Source organism: Bartonella rattaustraliani AUST/NH4 (assembly GCF_000312565.1).
In the GTDB taxonomy this organism is placed as follows: Bacteria; Pseudomonadota; Alphaproteobacteria; order Rhizobiales; family Rhizobiaceae; genus Bartonella; species Bartonella rattaustraliani.
The window spans coordinates 1-17,823 of the sequence record NZ_CALW02000020.1 but is presented as its reverse complement, the minus strand read 5'-3'; the positions used below and the strand labels follow the sequence as shown (position 1 = coordinate 17,823).

Below are 17,823 nucleotides of genomic sequence, written 5' to 3'. Positions count from 1 at the left end.
AAGCCGGTAGGGACGGAGGGGAACGAAGTGGAAGAATACGTGGCAAGGTGTTGGGGAAGATGGAAAACCTTTTTATCTGTTGTGGAAGAGGTGGAAGGTGTAAGCATTGAAAGAAGTGTCGTATTGCCGCCGGTCTTTTCAGAAAAATGGAGGACGAGGGATGCCAGATGAAGTGCTTGGGAAAAATATTCGGGTGGAGTGCTGGAGGTTGCGGCGAAATACCGGGAAAAATATTGAGGTGGAGCACTGGAGATAGAACGTTAAAGACGTGATAGATTTGGTGTGGAGCAATGGAGGTGGGGTAATAGGGCAAGAGGGGGAGTGTTAGATGTGTGAGGAATTTGGAACCGGAGTATCGGAGGCAAGATGTTGCGGCGGAGCAATGGGAGAGGAATGCTAGAGGGGAAAGTGAAAGCAGGACATTATAGCGAGAGCGCGGTGGTGGAAATTGCGGAAAATAGGAAGTGAAAATAAGCGGCGAGGTGTCGGGATAAAGCAAAATCCTCTTCGTTGCGTAAGGGGTGGCATGGTTTGGGGGGCATGTTGAGGGTACTTTGTTGCTTCTATGGTTCCCTCCACTAGGGTAAAAAACATTCTTTCATGGCGAGAAGCTCATGTGGAAACATTGGAAGCGCGAGCAAGGTAAGCACTACTGAAACCGTATATGCACCCAATGAAGTGAAAGACAAAAACATCTCAACTTGCACGATAAGGAAACAAAACGTGAAAGTGTGATGAATCATTATCGGGAAGCTTAAAGTGTTTGCGGTGATTGTTCCTCTAATAAAGCTTCAATGCGCTTTTGCAGCCTTTGCATTTGTGGATAATATTTCAGCGCTGTTTCATAAGCTTTGAGGGCAAGTTGTGGGTGCCCTGTGGCTTCCATGGTTATCCCAAGCTCAAAAAACGCCATGTAATGGCGAGGTTCAAGTTGAAGAGCGTGGTTAAGGTCAAGCAGGGCAAGTTTAAAATCACTCAGTTGAATATGAATCCAAGCACGTCTTACCCAGGCTTCAGCATAAGTGGGTAAAAGGGCAAGAGCATTGTCAAGGTAATCAAGAGCAAGACCATAATTGTCGGCGTTGACTGCATCTTTTGCCCAGGACATCAAAAGGTCTATCGTTTCACTTCCCGATTGAGACCATAAATGCTGAAGCTGCTGACTTAACTTCTTCGCTTCAGAAACATTGGCACAAAATTTCAATTCCTTAAGAAGACGGGCAACTTCCGTTTCTCTACGCTGTCTCGCTCTGTCTCCACCCGAAGAGGTGGAGGTATCAAAATCTTCAAGAGCAATCGCAGACGAGTCCGTATCAGACGCTGCAGGTGCTGAGAGCGGTTGGCTGGGAATGAGATCATCCAAGGGCAAAAGCAACTGTGGAGAGGGGTGATCCTCAGGAAGCGAAGGTGGATTTTGCCCATATCCAGGAGAAGTGAAATAAAAAACGCTCAAACAAAGCAAAAAAAATTGCCGAAAAAAAGCATATCTTCGCAAGAGCCAAGCTTTAGGAAAAAGAAAAAAAATCACAAAATAAGCCTTCAAAAGTCAAACTTCTCTTTATTCTAAAGAATAAAATACCCACCTTTTATGCATCTGTCATGAGATTTCTTTTAGGAAAAGCTCGGTCTGCTGAAAACCTCTTCATTGCATAAACTTTACAGAGAATCTATGTTCTCAATTTTTAATTTTACACTTAAAAAGATGCAAAAGAAAAGATATTCTGAATGGATATAAAGGAAATCAGGCATAAACAACAGCATATTTTGAGATATCAAATTCTCAATATGTGTAGGAGCTTACAGACGAAATTTTAAAGATGTATAAACACATCTATACAGCCATCTTTTCAGGTAATATTTTGCAAAAACAACAGACCTCAAGGGGATAGCAAAGACATCTTCAAAAAAAGCTTAAAGAAAGGTTTAATGCCCACAAAATGCAGGCACAAAAACCATTCATCACAAACTATTCGCACCAAATCATACGTTTTGAACTGTCAATCCTAGACAGTTGTCCCCAACTCTTAGCCCTGAACTTTTTGTTCTAAGTTGTTAGTCCAAAACCATAGGCTTCAAACTCTCAGTCACGAACCGCTATTCCTGACTATTATCCTTGACGAGCTCTAAAACGTGGGTTCGTTTTATTAAGAATATAAACACGACCCTTACGACGCACCAAACGATTGTTACGGTGGCGTTCTCTTAGTGCTTTAAGTGAATTTTTAATTTTCATCAGACTCACCGTTTGTACATATCTCTGTAACGCAATGTTAGAAACATTTCATACACAGTTCTATGGATCCATATAGTTTTATGAACCCACACAGTTTTATGAACATTGTGCTCTTTTGCGTTACAACACTTAAATATTAAGCATCTTCTCATTATGACGTAAAAAATGTGACACTAAAAAGAAAAGTGCACCTTTAAAACAAAAGGAGCACATTCACAAATTCCATTCACACAATGAATAAGCGAAAATTGCCAAAAAATTGCAGATTCTCTAACAAAAGCTCTTCTTTTTGTCAAGAGATTATCTTTTGGGACTCTCGGGTGCGTTTGGGATAAAAATCGGCGCGTTGGGGAAATATGGGGTGTATGAAAGACCAAAAAGCACGTTAAATACCACATTAACAAAACAAAGACAGGAAATGCCATAAAAAACTGGAAAAAGAAAAAGCAGGGAAAAGAAACCTGAAAAAATTCAAAATTTTCATTTTTTAGCAATGCTATGGGTGCTTTTGGGGATGAAATCAAAGAGGCGCTACAGATGTTGGTGATGTTTTGGCGTTCGTGTCTTTCTTATAGGGCTTTTAAAATCCCTAGAGGGGGAAAGTCGACCCTTTCAAGACATATTCTGCGGTTGGGGGTGGGGTAAAGTAAAGGATATATGATGCATATTCAAGCTTGAGTGACTGTTGCAGTGATTGATAAATTACGCCTTCTCTTCATATTTTTGCGTAAGATTTTTTCAGGGGAAAGCTTTCAGAATTGTTGCGCATTCTTTTGGATATCTGGCTTTTGGGGTGCGGGAGTGTGGGTCAAGATGGTGCCTTGTATCATTAATCTGTATCATTAAAACGAGATGTTACATGTCAATTTCCATTTATAGTCCCAATTATTATTTATAACTCCAATTTTGTTTATAGTGCCATTGTTTGTAGTGCCATTGTTTGTAGTGATTGACAAATATTCTTTGAGATGACCTTTTCATGAGGTGATTTTTTGGTTTTCGTTGAAAGAATGAAGAGAGATGACTCTTCGGTTGTGTGAAGAGATGGAGGGTGTTGAGCGGAATGGTGAGCGCGTGTGGTGGAAATTGCGGGAAAGTGGAAGCTTGTAGGAAATGAGCGGCGAGTTATCGGATCGATGGGAAGGAAAATCCTTTATGATTGTGTAAGGGGGGCATGGTTGGAGGATTTTTCTACGCTTGAGAGAAGAGTCGCATGGCTGTGAAAGGCGTTTTGGGAAAAATGGGGGACAAGAGAGGTCATGATAAAGCTGCTTTAGGCAAAATATTGCAGTGGGGTGCTGGAGCTAGAGGTTTAGAGGCGTGAGGGATTTGGCGCGGATGAATGCTGGAGCTTGGGGCGAAGTACCGGACAAAATGTTGAAGTGGAGCACTGGAGATAGAACGTTAAAGACGTGATAGATTTGGCATGGAGCAATGGGAGGGGAGTGCTGGAGAGGTCAGTGAGGGCAGAATGTTGGGTGTGTGAGTGATTTTGGAATGGAGTATCGGAGGTGGGACGCTTGAGGTAAAGAGCAGGGGGTATGCCGGAGGCGAAATAAGGCAAAAAGCTGGAGGGCGCGCAGTGATGGGCAAGGCGTTGTGGAAAAGCCGGTGGGGACGGAGGGGAACGAAGTGGAAGAATACGTGGCAAGGTGTTGGGGAAGAGGGGAAACCTTCTTATCTGTTGTGGAAGAGGTGGAAGGTGCAAGCATTGAAAGAAGCATTGCACTGCCGCAGGTCTTTCCAGAAAAATGGGGCTAGAAAAATGAGGAACAAGGGATGCCAGATGAAGTGCTGGGGGAAAATATTGGAGCGTGGTGTTGAAGGTGAAGCGCTGGGAAAAATATTTGGGTGGAGTGTTGGAGGTTGCGGCGAAATACCGGGCAAAATATTGAGGTGGAGCACTAGAGGTGGGGTGTTAGATGTGTAAGGAGTTTGAAAACGGAGTATCGAAGGCAAGATGTTGGCATGGAACAATGGGAGGGGAGTGCTGGAGAGGTCAGTGGAGGTGAGGCAATGGGGGCAGAATGTTGGGTGTGTGAGCGATCTTGGAATGGAGTATCGGAGGTGGAGTGCTTGAGGTAAAGAGCAGGGGGCATGTCGGAGGCAAAATGAGGCAAAAAGCTGAAGGGCGCGCAGTGATGTGGCAAGGCGTTGTGGAAAAGCCGGTTCACTCACTTTGAGTGCCGCTGATGATAAGGGCACGCGAAACTCTGTTATCGCATCACGCTTTCCTTTCATATGTTCGAGCCAAGAATAGTCTATATATTAATAGTCCATATATTCCCTTCAATCTGATCTTCAAGAGTATGACGAAAAGGATTGGTACGAACACCCGTAAGGATAAGCAAACGCAAAGCCAATTGTACCATGCTTGTTGTTTGGCAAAGTGTTTGATAAAAAGCCGGTACATCTTTCCAATTCATTGCAGGCATATGAGTCACTTTATGGCGTTGTTTACCTAAGAGAGCACGTGCTTTGGCTGTGACTTGTAAATCAACCTCTAGTCCCAATGCAGCAGCATGTTTGAAACAAATATTAAGACGAACGAGTGTTTTCTCTGCTGCTTTTGTATGCCATATGGGGGCAAGCGTATTGCGTATCTCTGTTTGTGTAATTCCTGAAATGGGAAGACAGCCTCATTTGGGGAGTACATGAAATTGTAAAGATGAAAACCAATCTCCAGACTTATCATCATCCTTTAATTCAGCTTTACAGCTTTCAAAACTACCCACAGCAATGTCTTTGAGAGAATGAAGAGTGCGCATTGCTTCATGCTTTTGTTTCTCACTCTCTTTAATGGGATCACGACCCTCATGTAAAACAGAACGCCACCTACGTTGCATGTTCACGGGCTTGTTTTAAAGAGACATGTCTTAAAGCCCCTAAGCCCATTTCACGACGGCGCCCGTGAATTGTATAACGATAAATCCATTGCGCACCTCCATCTTTACGCTTATGAAGGGTCAAGCCGGCACTATCATTTTTTTTACCAGTTCGTGGTATATTCACTTGTTTCATAGTGTTGCGACAGCTCTTGCATTAAGACGATTCATAAGAGGCATTTTTCCTCCTTATCCTTACTAATTTTTATCCATCTGCCAACCCTGCTTATGGCATAAAACCAAGTGAATAAAATTGATTCAATATGAAGTGGTTTGAGATGAGAGAATCTTATGGGTATTCGGGGGTATGATTTAAGATGAGAAACGATAAAAACACTTATGAAGCAAGGTGTTGGGGAAGAGGGGAAACCTTCTTATCTGTTGTGGAAGAGGTGGAAGGTGCAAGCATTGAAAGAAGCATTGCACTGCCGCAGGTCTTTTCAGAAAAATGGGGCTAGAAAAATGAGGAACAAGGGATGCCAGATGAAGTGCTAGGGGAAAATATTGGAGCGAGGTGTTGAAGGTGAAGCGCTGGGAAAAATATTCGGGTGGAGTGCTGGAGGTTGCGTGTGACAGAGGTGTGAGGGGTTTGGGAACGGAGTATCGGAGGCAAGATGTTGCGGCGGAGCAATGGGAGAGGAATGCTGGAGGAGAAAGTGAGAGTAAGACATTATAGCAAGAGCGCGGTGGTGGAAATTGCGGAAAATGGGAAGTGAAAATAGGTGGCGAGGTGTCGGGATAAAGCAAAACCTTCTTCGTTGCGTAAAGCGTTAGGATCGTTGGGGGGATTTTTTCTGTGCTTGAGAAAAGAGTTTCCCGTGACAGACATTTTGGAAAGATGGAGGCGAGAGATATCATGATGAAGCGCTGGGGGAAAAACAGTGGGGACGAGCGTTGGATGTTGAGGTGAAGTACTGGAGGGGAATGTTAGGTGTGTGAGCGACTTTGGAACCGAGTATTGGAGGCGAGGTGATGAGGGTGGAGGCGTGTAGTGGGGTATTGCGAAAAGCCGATGAGGTGTTGTGGGAAAATGCGCCGCAAGGTGTCGGGGAAGAGAGGAAATTTCCGTATCTGTTGTGGAAGAGGTAAGTGGGAGCAGGGCGTTATGGCGAGAGCGCTGATGGAAAGATATCAGGGTGGAGTGCTGATGACGGTGGAATACTAGACGCGTGATGAACTTGTGGCTAGGCACTGGAGGTTTGCGGTGACAAGCTTGGAAAAAATGGCGGCAGTGTTGGAAGAGGAGTGCTAAAAGCAGTGTCATAAAAGTGGGAAATTATCATAAAGATGTTGTCGTCCACGTTCGAGAAAAAGGAATATTCTTGCACAATGCAAGAATTTTAACGCTTTCTAAGAGTGATTTTTAGCATAAAATCATTTCAAAATGATGTAAAGAATATTACCAAAAAGAGGGGAATATTACCAAAAAAAGAAAGACGTTATCAGAAATTTGCGAGCGTTACCCAAAAAAGGCGCATTACCAAAAATCCGGAACTTCCGTCTTTAAATGAGGACCAATCCGTACCGCCGAAATCTTTTCTGCCAAACCCGTACGGTCTGAGAGCTCAACCGCTAAACCGCAAAGTGTCGCTGGGCCTCGTGCCGGTTCAAAACGGTCCTTTTTTTGCTTATAAAGAAAACGATGTAAAGGTTCTTCCTTTTCCATGCCTATCGACGAATTATAATCCCCACACATTCCTGCATCCGAAAGATAAGCACTCCCACCTTCTAAAATTTGTGCATCAGCTGTTGGAACATGGGTGTGGGTTCCTACAATAACACTCACACGGCCATCAAGAAAATGACCAAAACATTGCTTTTCGCTCGTCGTTTCTGCATGAAAGTCAAAAATAATCGCATCTGCCTGCTCTACCAAAGAACAAGAGAGTAAAATCTTTTCTGCTGTTTCAAAAGGATCATTCACTTTACACGGCATAAAAACGCTCCCCAAAAGATTTGCGACAAGAACACGAGCCCCATTCTTCGCTATAAAAATATCAGATCCCCTCCCCGGGGTTTCCTTAGCAAAATTCGCCGGACGTAAAAAACGATCACTCTCATGTGCATAATGGAGCGCTTCTTTGCAGGAAAAGGCATGATTCCCCGTTGTCACAACGTCTGCCCCTACCAGCAGAAGATCGTGATATGCTTCTTGGTTGATACCAAATCCATTAGAAGCGTTTTCACCATTGACCACAACAAAATCAAGTCGCCACTTCTCAATCAGCTGTGGAAGCTGTTCAAAAACAACCGTACAACCCGTTGGTCCAACAATGTCACCCAAAAATAAAAAACGCATAGGCGTTTTAATCACATTTTAACGTTTTAAGAAACCTTTTTCTGTAAAAATGCCCTCTAAAAGTAAATCATGTTCAGCATGGGGAATGGATTCCATTTCTTGGTTGGAAAAGCCTAAGCCTAAGAGGCGAGCTTGATGCCCCCCTTTTTCAAGCACTTCAACAGCGCGATCATAGTATCCGCCTCCATAACCAAGACGGTGACACTGACTGTCAAACGCTGAAAGAGGAACAATAATAAGATTCGGAATCACAACGGCATTTTCTGCTCCAGGACCCAATGTGCCAAAGCGCATGGTTTCTAAAGCAGTCTTTTGCGAAAATGCACGAAAAACCATGGTGGTGGAATCAAGAATTGCTGGGAGTGCTAAAGATCCACCACGGGATGCTATAGTATTCAATAAAGGCCGAGGGTCTATTTCCGATTTGATAGGCCAATAACCTGCTAAAATCAAACGTGAAAAATCTTCTCCCTTTTCTTCAAGATTGTGAAGAAAGTGCGAACAGGCCTGCTGTGAAAAAACAGTACGCTCTTGAAGGGAAAGGTTATCACGCTTGGATAAAGCCCTCTTGCGCAACTGTGCGCGAACCCATGAAACAGACTGGGAATCTTTTGTTTCTTGGGTCATTGTCTTGTCAATCATATGAGATACTGTTGTCATTTGAGATTTTGTTGCATAGGCGCAGTGAAATAAAATCAAACTGTCAAAAAGTTTCGTCGTTTGAAAAAAATTATAGTCTTTTACTTCATGTAAAAAAGAGTTGCGACAGTTTATTTTGCATGAAAAAAGGTGATCCACAACAGCCGATGGAAAAAATTGACCCCGGGAACCTATACAAATAGGTGGGCGCCATATGAAAAAGCCCACGAGCTTTTTCAGGGACAGCTCCCTTAGAGATCATTAAGGTCTCAGGAATACGTTATTTCCTGTCGAGAAGCGCAGAACACCCCTTCTACTATAAAACAGTTTACGAGTTTCGGCTAGAGAGAAAATGATTTCTATACAACACCTTTTATCCCATTTTGTAGTGCTTTTTGAAAAGTGGAATAGTTTGGATGGCGCTCTTTGGGTGGCTGGAATGCTCTTTTGTTATGTTAAGGGGTGATTTGGGAAGACCTGTGCGTGAAAGAATCGTTGCATTGTCGCAGGTCTTTTCAGAAAAATGGAGGTCGAGGGAGATTAGATGAAGTGCTTGGGGAAAATATTGGAGCGAAGTGTTGAAGGTGAAGCGCTGGGAAAAATATTCGGGTGGAGTGCTGGATGTTTGGGCGGAGCGTTGGGGGTAAGAGGTGGAGTACTAGAGGTGGGGTGTTATAGAGGTGTGAGGGGTTTGGGAACGGAGTATCGGAGGCAAGATGTTGCGGCGGAGCAATGGGAGGGGAGTGCTGGAGAGGTCAGTGGGGGTAGAATGTTGGTGTGTGAGCGACTTTGGAACCGAGTATCGGAGGTGGAGCGCTTGAGGTAAAGAGCAGGGGGTATGCCGGAGGCGAAATAAGGCAAAAAGCTGGAGGGCGCGCAGTGATGCGGCGAGGCGTTGTGGAAAAGCCGGTAGGGACGGAGGGGAAGGAAGTGGAAGAATACGTGGCAAGGTGTTGGGGAAGATGGGAAACCTTCTTATCTGTTGTGGAAGAGGTGGAAGGTGTAAGCATTGAAAGAAGCATTGCACTGCCGCAGGTCTTTCCAGAAAAATGGGGCTAGAAAAATGAGGAACAAGGGATGCCAGATGAAGTGCTAGGGGAAAATATTGGAGCGAGGTGTTGAAGGTGAAGCGCTGGGAAAAATATTTGGGTGGAGTGTTGGAGGTTGCGGCGAAATACCGGGCAAAATATTGAGGTGGAGCACTAGAGGTGGCGTGTTAGATGTGTAAGGAGTTTGAAAACGGAGTATCAGAGGCAAGATGTTGGCATGGAACAATGGGAGGGGAGTGCTTGAGGTAAAGAGCAGGGGGCATGTCGGAGGCAAAATGAGGCAAAAAGCTGAAGGGCGCGCAGTGATGTGGCAAGGCGTTGTGGAAAAGCCGGTTCACTCACTTTGAGTGCCGCTGATGATAAGGGCACGCGAAACTCTGTTATCGCATCACGCTTTCCTTTCATATGTTCGAGCCAAGAATAGTCTATATATTAATAGTCCATATATTCCCTTCAATCTGATCTTCAAGAGTATGACGAAAAGGATTGGTACGAACACCCGTAAGGATAAGCAAACGCAAAGCCAATTGTACCATGCTTGTTGTTTGGCAAAGTGTTTGATAAAAAGCCGGCACATCTTTCCAATTCATTGCAGGCATATTAGTCACTTTATGGCGTTGTTTACCTAAGAGAGCACGTGCTTTGGCTGTGACTTGTAAATCAACCTCTAGTCCCAATGCAGCAGCATGTTTGAAACAAAGATTAAGACGCATGAGTGTTTTCTCTGCTGTTGTTGCTTTTGTATGCCATATGGGGGCAAGTATATTGCGTATCTCTGTTTGTGTAATTCCTGAAATGGGAAGACAGCCTCATTTGGGGAGTACATGACGTTGTAAAGATGAAAACCAATCTCCAGACTTATCATCATCCTTTAATTCAGCTTTACAGCTTTCAAAAGCATCCACAGCAATGTCTTTAAGATAATGAAGATTGCGCATTGCTTCATGCTTTTGTTTCTCACTCTCTTTAATGGGGGCACGACCCTCATGTAAATCAGAACGCCACCTACGTTGCATGTTCACGGGCTTGTTTTAAAGAGACATGTCTTAAAGCCTCTAAGCCCATTTCACGGCGTCGTCCGTGAATTGTATAACGATAAATCCATTGCGCACCACCATCTTTACGCTTATGAAGGGTCAAGCCGGCACCATCATTCACTTTACCAGCACCCAATGTGGCGACAGCCCTTGGTACTTAAGGCGATTCATGAGAGGCATTTTTCCTCCTTATCCTTACTAATTTTTATCCATCTGCCAACCCTGCTTATGGCATAAAACCAAGTGAATAAAATTGATTTAATATGAAGTGGTTTGAGATGAGAGAATCTTATGGGTATTCGGGGGTATGATTCAAGATGAGAAAAGATAAAAACACTTATGAAGCAAGGTGTTGGGGAAGAGAGGAAACCTTCTTATCTGTTGTGGAAGAGGTGGAAGGTGCAAGCATTGAAAGAAGCATTGCACTGCCGCAGGTCTTTTCAGAAAAATGGGGCTAGAAAAATGAGGAACAAGGGATGCCAGATGAAGTGCTAGGGGAAAATATTGGAGCGAGGTGTTGAAGGTGAAGCGCTGGGAAAAATATTCGGGTGGAGTGCTGGAGGTTGCGTGTGACAGAGGTGTGAGGGGTTTGGGAACGGAGTATCGGAGGCAAGATGTTGCGGCGGAGCAATGGGAGGGGAGTGCTGGAGAGGTCAGTGGGGGCAGAATGTTGGGGTGGAGCACTAGAGGTGGAGTGTTAGAGATGTGAGCGATTTTGGAATGGAGTATCGGAGGTGGAGAGCTTGAGGTAAAGAGCAGGGGGGTATGCCGGAGGCGAAATAAGGCAAAAAGCTGGAGGGCGCGCAGTGATGCGGCGAGGCGTTGTGGAAAAGCCGGTAGGGACGGAGGGGAACGAAGTGGAAGAATACGTGGCAAGGTGTTGGGGAAGAGGGGAAACCTTCTTATCTGTTGTGGAAGAGGTGGAAGGTGTAAGCATTGAAAGAAGTGTCGTATTGCCGCCGGTCTTTTCAGAAAAATGGAGGACGAGGGATGCCAGATGAAGTGCTGGGGGAAAATATTGGAACGAGGTGTTGAAGGTGAAGCGCTGGGAAAAATATTCGGGTGGAGTGCTGGAGGTTGCGGCGAAATACCGGGCAAAATATTGAGGTGGAGCACTGGAGATAGAACGTTAAAGACGTGATAGATTTGGCGTGGAGCAATGGAGGTGGGGTAATAGGGCAAGAGGGGGAGTGTTAGATGTGTGAGGAATTTGGAACCGAGTATTGGAGGCTGAGGGTGGAGGCGTGCAGTGGGGTGTTGCGAAAAACCGATGAGGTGTTGTGGGAAAATGTGTGGCAAGAAGTCGGGGAAGAGGAACCAAAAGACCAATGTAAGAAAAAGTGAGAGTATGCGCGAGCAAATCTAAACTGTTATAAAAAAATGCCTCCGAAACTGTTGTTGTCTTTTTTGTTTCTTTTGCTATGGGTTGTTTGAGAAAAAGATATTTTAAATAATATTACAAATAAGGTTTGGATTACGGGCAAGGTTTGCTGGCTGGTCCTGTTAATTGGATGATATGTCCCATTTTGCGGAGCGGTTGAACAGAACTCTTGCCATATAAATGAACCGATGTATTCTTTTGATTCAAAAAACATCTGAAATCATTGAGATTATTGCCAAGAAGATTAATCATTTGACAATTGCTATGGCGGTATGTACTGCCCAAAGGAAAACCGCAAATCGCACGAATATGTTGCTCAAATTGTGAAGTTATGCATGCTTTCTGCGTCCAATGGCCAGAATTATGAACACGAGGTGCCAGTTCGTTGACCAAAAGAGTCCCATCCATTAAAACAAAAAATTCAACGCAAAGAACACCAACATAATCTAAGTTCTCCATCACTGCTACGCTGATTTCTTGTGCTGTCTTTTGGACCTCAAGGGGAATATAGGAGGGAACAAATGATTTATAAAGAATGCCGCTTTTGTGCTGATTTTCAGAACAGTCATAAAAACTATGCTCACCTTGTCTTGTGCGCGCTGAAATAACCGAAATTTCCGATAAAAAAGGCACAATCTCTTCCAAAATTGACGGTTGTCCCTGAAAAGTCTTTAAGGCGTTCTCAATGATTTGGTTATCTGGGGTTTGGCTATCTAGCTGATTGAGCATGATCTGGTTTTTTCCATCATAGCCAAAACGGCGTGTTTTTAAAAGTCCACGCCCTTTGAATGCAGAGAGTGCACGAACAAGAGAAGAATGATCATCAATCGCATACCAAGAAGTTGTACGAATGTTTTGCTCTTGCAAAAATTGCTTTTCATAAAGCCGGTCTTGCGCAATCTCCAACGCTTTGGAAGAGGGGTAAACAGATTTGGCCTTCTCTACATACTGAACCGTCTCAAGGGAAAGATTTTCAAACTCATAGGTCACAACATCACACAGAGAAATAAAACGATCTAATGCTGAAGTATCATCATAGGAGGCAACAATATGCTCATTGGTTGTTTGTGCTGCTGGACAATCCGCTTCAGGGCAAAAAACAATCGTTCGAAACCCTAATTCTGCTGCTGCTATGCCTAACATGCGCGCAAGTTGTCCTCCACCTATTAAACCGATCACACTTCCTGAAGGCAATATCGTGGATGTAGAGGATTTATTGGATGCGGAGGTTGTGTTGGGAGAGGAGCCCGTGGGTGCGGAGGCTATGCTGGGCATGGATGTCATGTTGGAGGTGCAGGTTATATTGGGCGTGGGGGTGGTGTTGGATGCGGAGGTTGTGTTGGGAGGAGGAGTCCGTGGGTGCGGAGGCTATGCTGGGCATGGATGTCATGTTGGAGGTGCAGGTTATATTGGGTGTGGGGGTGGTGTTGGATGCGAAGGTTGTTCTGGGAGGGGAGTCCGTGGGTGCGGAGGCTATGCTGGGCATGGATGTCATGTTGGAGGTGCAGGTTATATTGGGTGTGGGGGTGGTGTTGGATGCGGAGGTTGTTCTGGGAGGGGAGTCCGTGGGTGTGGAGGCTATGCTGGATGAAGAAAAAATGCCGGAAAATTGTGTCATTTTAGACCTCATTTACAGGAGTTTGTGCGACATTGGCTGTTTGTTGCTGCCGCCAATCTTGTAACCGTTTTGCGAGGTTATCATCGTAAACTGCCATGGTTGCTGCCGCTAAAAGCGCTGCATTAATAGCGCCCGCTTTGCCAATCGCTAATGTGCCAACCGGTATTCCTGCTGGCATTTGTACAATAGAAAACAAGGAATCTTGGCCAGATAAAGATTGAGAATGGACTGGAACGCCAAAAACAGGAAGAGGCGTGAGCGCTGCTAACATACCAGGAAGATGTGCTGCCCCCCCCGCACCGGCAATCAAAATTTTAAAGCCGGATGCTTTTGCTTCTTTGGCAAATTGATAAAGACGTTCAGGCGTTCGATGGGCTGAAACAATACGCGAAACATGAGAAATATCAAGATATGTCAAAATATCTGCACTATGACGCATTGTTTGCCAATCTGATTGGCTACCCATTAAAATCGCGACATCGAATGATTTCCTCGTCATTGTTCAATCCTTTAATCAAAAGTGCTCACCTTATATCAAATGTTCAAGGGGCGATTCTTTCATTTTATTCTTTTAGAGTTTCACACTCTACTTTGCAAAGTCAATTGATGATAGAACAACAGTTTTTTAAAGGAAATTTAAGAATGAATATGGATTTTATAACGATAAAATTGACGGATATTTGTGTCAATGAGGATGCAATCTTTTCATTATGTTGTTTTTCAGAAAATATTTTCTACCAAAACGCAAAGGTTTTGGATAGGTCAATATTTTAGACTTTAGAGCTTTTCATTCTATTAAGAAGGTCGCTGCCGCTTACTCATAGAGTTGGGCTCTAGAGAGAGGGGCACTTATCATAAAACAAAGAGCTTTGTAAAGCGGCGCTTTGAAATGAATATTATAAAAACTTTCCTCTTTTTTGTTTTCGGACGTTAAGGCGTGCCCTGTATCACTCTTTTTTTAAATTTGTATCACTTTTTTTTAGAAAATGTTGATGAAATAAAAACGTTTCCGTTTGCTCAGTTAGTTTGTTTCTACAAGAATTTGTCAAGATATACTTTTGGACCTTTTTCTCAGAATAAGAAAAGAGTGAAAGTTGCTTTTTTCCTGAAGTTTGTGTGAAGAAATGCAGAGGACAAAGTAGGTTGTCGGTTTTCCGTGGTCACTTCTTGGGCAGAAAAAATGAAAAAAAGAGAATTTGAGTGCTGGTTGACTAAAAGATGTAGGGGGGGCAGAAGATTCTTGGAGGTATGCGTGGGGGTGTTGCATGCGTGAGAGAAGTTGTGTGAGTTGGGGAGAGTATGAGCTGAAAGATGAGGTGTATGTGCATGAAGAGTTGCGTGGAATATGGGAGGGATGGAAATGAGGGAATGTGTTGATGCAGTTGATTTTGGGTGTAGGTAGAAGGGGAAGAGGATGTCTGTAAATTTACAAAAGCGTAAATCTGTGAATGTGTAAAACAGAGGATTATGTTTTACGGTGTTTTATTATCGTAGCGTGAAAAGGTAAAGTGGAGAGGAGGATTTGTGAGAGGTATGAGAGAGAAAATGTGAGGTGTATGAGTGGGGTGAATGGGTGGAAAGGGATAGTCGTGGGGGGAAAGAGAGCCGTATGTGGGTGAGGGGGAAAAGCATGGGATGAACAGGTGGAAAGGGGAAGTGTGTGTGAAGAGGTAAAGGTGGGATGAAGAGTGAGAGGTGTGAGGGGGAAAAGGTAGAAAGTATGCGTGGGGGTGTTGCATGCGTGAGAGAAGTTGCGTGAGTTGGGGAGAGTATGAGCTGAAAGATGAGGTGTATGTGCATGAAGAGTTGCATGGAATGTGGGTGATGGTGTGGTTGCTTTGGTGCGGGATGTTTGATGGGAAGGTGAAATTTCGTGTCAGAGTTTAGGAAATTTGCGTTGTGACATCAGTTGTTAAAAGGCGATGCGTTATCAAAGCAAAAAGATATTGAGTGATTTAAATCATTGCCCTGTAAGAAATATAAAGTAAGAAATATTTTGTAAAAAAACATTTTTGGTGGCAAAACTAAGAGATTTGTAGTAAAAATATCTTAAATTAAGAAAAAAGCGGGAATCTCAATGGGTTGTATTTTTGTGGGGGGGAGTATATTCTTTTTTTGTTTATAGGGGGGAATATGTTTTTTGCTTGTGAGTAAGAAAAAGTACACAATTTAATGGTTTTATTGATCTTTGTAGTTTTGCTGAGCTTTCTTCTTATGATCGAGCATTCTCATGAGTTTATTTCACACTTCAAATACCGCGAAAGAGAATGATGAATTGTGAATAATAAGTTCATCGTCTCTTTTTTGCCAAAATTTGCAATATGTTACGCATTATAATATAATTTTAAGGAGATCCCAAGATGTTTGTGCCATTTCTAATTGCTTTAGGTACAGTCATAACAACTTTGTATGGCAAGAAAAATATAAGTTATGTTTTATGGACAGTTCTATTAGTTGTCATTCTTCTTACTTTTAATCACCATGCAACATCTACTTTAAACTTATCTTTTTGAGAGAATAACCATGGATCATAAACAAGAAAATCCTCATTTCATCATCTTTCTGAATGCGTTAGGGCTTATTGGTTTGTCCATTGTCCTAGTGATTGCTTTTTATTATCAACTGGTAAAGTTTGAATTACCTTGTCCTCTTTGTTTGCTTCAGCGCGTTGGTTTAATGCTTGCAGGGTGTGGGTTCTTGCTCAATATTCACTATAAGGTGAAAAATACACATTATGGTATGGTGATTCTTGGTTGTATGGTGACAAGTATTATTGCTGCACGGCAGGTTTTCTTGCATATCACGCCAGATGATTTGGGATATGGATCAACCTTCTTTGGTTTGCATTTTTACACTTGGGCGTTCATCATTTCAGTCCTTTGTATTTTTGCCGTTTCTGTTGTTATGATTCTCAGTGAATTGGCGCACAAATTTAAAGTATTTTCTCCTTTTCCAATGTTGAGTAAAGCAGCTGGTTTCTTATTTGTCTTTTTGATTGCCGCAAATTTAGTCTCTACCATACTTGAATGTGGAGGTGGCCAGTGTGCTGATGATCCCGTGGAATATGAATTATTGTCAAGTTGGTTTCCTTCCTCCTCTTAAGTTTTTTTATAAAAGCTTTTAAGAATATTATCTTTAAGAAAAGATGGTCCTTTGAGGTGCCGTCTTTTTTTTATCAGAAGAAAATTGGGCTTTCGATTTTTGAAATTTCAGGGATGGTTTAAATATCTCAGGGATGGGGTTAAATGTAGGACGCAGTAACTAGATGTTGGGGGGAACTGGGAGCAAGATGTGCGGTGAAGTACTGGAGGTGGAGTGTTAGACGCATGAGGGATTTGGGGCACATTGCGAATAGCTTGTTTCATTGTTGCATAAATTCTTTGTGCTAAAGAGTGTTGTGAATTCTTAAAAGGCTTTGATATTTGCTCAAAACTTCATGGTAACTTACTATAATATAAAAATGTTATTGATTTAACTTATTGTTATTAAAGAAAATTTTTTCTCTTGTCATTTTTAAATGCTGTACTAAATTTATTCTTGTCATTAGATTTTATAGTATTTAGGTGAATGCTTCGAAGGTATTTGAGCTGTATTAAAGAAATGTTGTGAAATAACTTTCTGGTGATTATGGGGTCTATTTCTTGTAAATAGGCCTCCTTTTTTATTTTCTATTGTTCATGGCGCTGAGGACGCTTTGCCCATTTATGCGCGTTCTTATATCCCAATACGTGTTCTTATATTATTGTATTCTTTTTCTTTCTTCATCTTTAAACGCTGTTGTAAAAAGCTTGTTGAAGGGAGGGGAAAAATTTTGACAATGCTTTTAAAGAGCTGTGGCAGAACGCATGCGTATATCACTATTATCTTGATCGTCATACGACCAGAAAAAACGCAAAGACAGATCCTTTTTTTCAGGCACAAACAACTGTGAAGAATGCAGCCTACAGTAATGGGGGCTCCTCTCTTTTCGTATGGTTGTTTTTAAGACTTTTTCACGACAATATCTTAAGAATGTCATCGTGCGAAATGTGTGCGTTTCTATTACTTTTTGCTTATATCTTATACAAGGTATAGTTGATACAAAATATAAGGTGACACTTTCGTGCTCTTTGCGAATTTCTCATGTGATGATTCATCTTATATTGAAACAATGCCATGAAGACGATTCATGAAAAGATATCGTGCATTTTAGCTCTAGAGGCTTTTATTCATAGACTCATTTTTCTTGTGAGATGCTAGATTTTTTGTCGCTGCGATATAAAAAGCAGGGCGGAAAAGGCTGATGTGTGAGAAGAGCAAAAGGGGGAGGAGTGGGTGGAAGAGGATGAATGGATGGAAATGGGAGCGAATAGGCGGGAAGGGGCGTATGTGGGGTAAAGGAGATGTGAGTAGTGTGCTTGTGGGGGCAGGTGAGGTGAGTGGAGGGTTATGAATAGGGAAAAAGTTGTGTGATTGGGGAGAGCATGAGAGGTGTATGAGTGGGGTGGATAAGTGGAAAGGGATAGTCGTGGAGGAAAAGGAGAGCTGCGCGCATGAGGGGGCAAGAGGTGAAGAGGAGAGGTCGGGGTTGTGAGGGAAATGTGTATGCGTGAAGGGAGGTGCGTGAGATAGGGAGGGATATAAGAGGAGAGAGAGTTGGGCACTGTGAGATATGGTGCTATGAGATGTGTGGCTGTGCTGGT

At 43.0% G+C, this 17,823-nt stretch carries 17 protein-coding genes, 1 other RNA gene and 2 pseudogenes; 11 read left to right on the top strand and 9 right to left on the bottom strand.

All coding sequences use genetic code 11. The features are described 5' to 3' along the window. Positions 1-106: 106 nt before the first annotated feature. A complete protein-coding gene (locus BN67_RS14055) occupies positions 107-256 on the top strand; it encodes a hypothetical protein (protein ID WP_156791616.1) in 150 nt (49 codons plus the stop codon). Positions 257-754: 498 nt separating this feature from the next. On the opposite strand, the gene BN67_RS03230 is transcribed toward BN67_RS14055, so the two are convergent. Together BN67_RS03230 and ykgO are read right to left on the bottom strand one after the other, a co-directional pair. Further along, on the bottom strand, positions 755-1,528 hold the full coding sequence (locus BN67_RS03230) for a tetratricopeptide repeat protein (protein WP_026088138.1): 774 nt from the start codon (positions 1,526-1,528) through the stop codon (positions 755-757). Positions 1,529-2,107: 579 nt separating this feature from the next. After that, positions 2,108-2,233 carry a type B 50S ribosomal protein L36 gene (ykgO, locus tag BN67_RS11440; RefSeq protein WP_011181208.1) on the bottom strand — a complete coding sequence of 42 codons (126 nt, stop codon included), beginning with the start codon at positions 2,231-2,233 and terminating at the stop codon, positions 2,108-2,110. Between the two features lie 1,486 nt (positions 2,234-3,719). On the opposite strand from ykgO, the gene BN67_RS14400 reads away from it, so the two are divergent. Together BN67_RS14400 and BN67_RS14395 are read left to right on the top strand one after the other, a co-directional pair. Beyond that, complete coding sequence (locus BN67_RS14400) at positions 3,720-4,163, top strand: hypothetical protein (protein ID WP_019222708.1); 444 nt, start codon at positions 3,720-3,722, stop codon at positions 4,161-4,163. A 5-nt stretch (positions 4,164-4,168) separates the two neighbouring features. After that, the gene (locus BN67_RS14395) at positions 4,169-4,318 is read left to right on the top strand and encodes a hypothetical protein (protein ID WP_192813117.1); all 150 of its coding nucleotides are present in this window, start codon (positions 4,169-4,171) and stop codon (positions 4,316-4,318) included. Between the two features lie 78 nt (positions 4,319-4,396). On the opposite strand, the pseudogene BN67_RS14750 reads toward BN67_RS14395, so the two are convergent. Then, positions 4,397-5,298: pseudogene (locus tag BN67_RS14750) on the bottom strand (tyrosine-type recombinase/integrase); the annotation flags it as partial. Positions 5,299-5,641: 343 nt separating this feature from the next. Between BN67_RS14750 and BN67_RS14390 the strand changes: the two are divergent. Beyond that, positions 5,642-5,794, top strand: a complete 153-nt coding sequence (locus BN67_RS14390; RefSeq protein ID WP_192813120.1) for a hypothetical protein — start codon at positions 5,642-5,644, stop codon at positions 5,792-5,794. 801 nt (positions 5,795-6,595) lie between these two features. On the opposite strand, the gene BN67_RS03175 is transcribed toward BN67_RS14390, so the two are convergent. The 3 genes from BN67_RS03175 to ssrS form a co-directional block, all read right to left on the bottom strand. Next, a complete protein-coding gene (locus BN67_RS03175) occupies positions 6,596-7,417 on the bottom strand; it encodes a TIGR00282 family metallophosphoesterase (protein WP_033313104.1) in 822 nt (273 codons plus the stop codon). 18 nt (positions 7,418-7,435) lie between these two features. Then, entirely contained in the window at positions 7,436-8,044 is a 609-nt protein-coding gene (locus BN67_RS03170) for a 5-formyltetrahydrofolate cyclo-ligase (RefSeq protein WP_026088137.1), read from the bottom strand. Between the two features lie 160 nt (positions 8,045-8,204). After that, positions 8,205-8,365: non-coding RNA, 6S RNA (gene ssrS, locus BN67_RS13445), on the bottom strand. Positions 8,366-8,621: 256 nt separating this feature from the next. Between ssrS and BN67_RS03160 the strand changes: the two genes are divergently transcribed. Together BN67_RS03160 and BN67_RS13440 are read left to right on the top strand one after the other, a co-directional pair. Beyond that, positions 8,622-8,882 (top strand): hypothetical protein, encoded by a 261-nt coding sequence (locus BN67_RS03160; protein ID WP_244427025.1) that lies wholly within the window; start codon positions 8,622-8,624, stop codon positions 8,880-8,882. Further along, positions 8,846-9,115 (top strand): hypothetical protein, encoded by a 270-nt coding sequence (locus BN67_RS13440; RefSeq protein WP_083871961.1) that lies wholly within the window; start codon positions 8,846-8,848, stop codon positions 9,113-9,115. The genes BN67_RS03160 and BN67_RS13440 overlap by 37 nt, the downstream gene beginning before the upstream one ends. A gap of 317 nt (positions 9,116-9,432) precedes the next feature. Here BN67_RS13440 and BN67_RS14745 read toward each other — a convergent pair. Next, a pseudogene (locus tag BN67_RS14745) lies at positions 9,433-10,322 on the bottom strand (tyrosine-type recombinase/integrase); the annotation flags it as partial. Between the two features lie 137 nt (positions 10,323-10,459). Here BN67_RS14745 and BN67_RS14385 point away from each other — a divergent pair. Then, the gene (locus BN67_RS14385) at positions 10,460-10,600 is read left to right on the top strand and encodes a hypothetical protein (RefSeq protein WP_019222688.1); all 141 of its coding nucleotides are present in this window, start codon (positions 10,460-10,462) and stop codon (positions 10,598-10,600) included. 65 nt (positions 10,601-10,665) lie between these two features. After that, positions 10,666-10,851 carry a hypothetical protein gene (locus BN67_RS03120; protein ID WP_244427024.1) on the top strand — a complete coding sequence of 62 codons (186 nt, stop codon included), beginning with the start codon at positions 10,666-10,668 and terminating at the stop codon, positions 10,849-10,851. Between the two features lie 765 nt (positions 10,852-11,616). Here BN67_RS03120 and BN67_RS03100 read toward each other — a convergent pair. Further along, positions 11,617-12,807 (bottom strand): 5-(carboxyamino)imidazole ribonucleotide synthase, encoded by a 1,191-nt coding sequence (locus BN67_RS03100; protein ID WP_192813116.1) that lies wholly within the window; start codon positions 12,805-12,807, stop codon positions 11,617-11,619. Here BN67_RS03100 and BN67_RS03095 point away from each other — a divergent pair. Beyond that, positions 12,722-13,114 carry a hypothetical protein gene (locus BN67_RS03095; RefSeq protein WP_026088135.1) on the top strand — a complete coding sequence of 131 codons (393 nt, stop codon included), beginning with the start codon at positions 12,722-12,724 and terminating at the stop codon, positions 13,112-13,114. The genes BN67_RS03100 and BN67_RS03095 overlap by 86 nt on opposite strands. Positions 13,115-13,142: 28 nt before the next feature. Here BN67_RS03095 and purE read toward each other — a convergent pair whose 3' ends face one another. Then, complete coding sequence (gene purE, locus BN67_RS03090; protein ID WP_019222682.1) at positions 13,143-13,640, bottom strand: 5-(carboxyamino)imidazole ribonucleotide mutase; 498 nt, start codon at positions 13,638-13,640, stop codon at positions 13,143-13,145. Between the two features lie 1,861 nt (positions 13,641-15,501). Between purE and BN67_RS14740 the strand changes: the two genes are divergently transcribed. Next, the gene (locus tag BN67_RS14740; RefSeq protein ID WP_019222680.1) at positions 15,502-15,654 is read left to right on the top strand and encodes a DUF5993 family protein; all 153 of its coding nucleotides are present in this window, start codon (positions 15,502-15,504) and stop codon (positions 15,652-15,654) included. A gap of 10 nt (positions 15,655-15,664) precedes the next feature. Then, positions 15,665-16,243 (top strand): disulfide bond formation protein B, encoded by a 579-nt coding sequence (locus tag BN67_RS03070; RefSeq protein ID WP_019222679.1) that lies wholly within the window; start codon positions 15,665-15,667, stop codon positions 16,241-16,243. Positions 16,244-17,823: the final 1,580 nt, after the last annotated feature.

Bases quoted from the DNA above. Each gene is read 5' to 3' on its own strand.
- BN67_RS03170 (WP_026088137.1), bottom strand. From the start codon at position 8,044: ATGACCCAAGAAACAAAAGATTCCCAGTCTGTTTCATGGGTTCGCGCA.
- BN67_RS03175 (WP_033313104.1), bottom strand. From the start codon at position 7,417: ATGCGTTTTTTATTTTTGGGTGACATTGTTGGACCAACGGGTTGTACG.
- ykgO (WP_011181208.1), bottom strand. From the start codon at position 2,233: ATGAAAATTAAAAATTCACTTAAAGCACTAAGAGAACGCCACCGTAAC.
- BN67_RS14385 (WP_019222688.1), top strand. From the start codon at position 10,460: ATGAGAAAAGATAAAAACACTTATGAAGCAAGGTGTTGGGGAAGAGAG.
- BN67_RS03070 (WP_019222679.1), top strand. From the start codon at position 15,665: ATGGATCATAAACAAGAAAATCCTCATTTCATCATCTTTCTGAATGCG.
- BN67_RS03100 (WP_192813116.1), bottom strand. From the start codon at position 12,807: ATGACATCCATGCCCAGCATAGCCTCCGCACCCACGGGCTCCTCTCCC.
- BN67_RS14740 (WP_019222680.1), top strand. From the start codon at position 15,502: ATGTTTGTGCCATTTCTAATTGCTTTAGGTACAGTCATAACAACTTTG.
- purE (WP_019222682.1), bottom strand. From the start codon at position 13,640: ATGACGAGGAAATCATTCGATGTCGCGATTTTAATGGGTAGCCAATCA.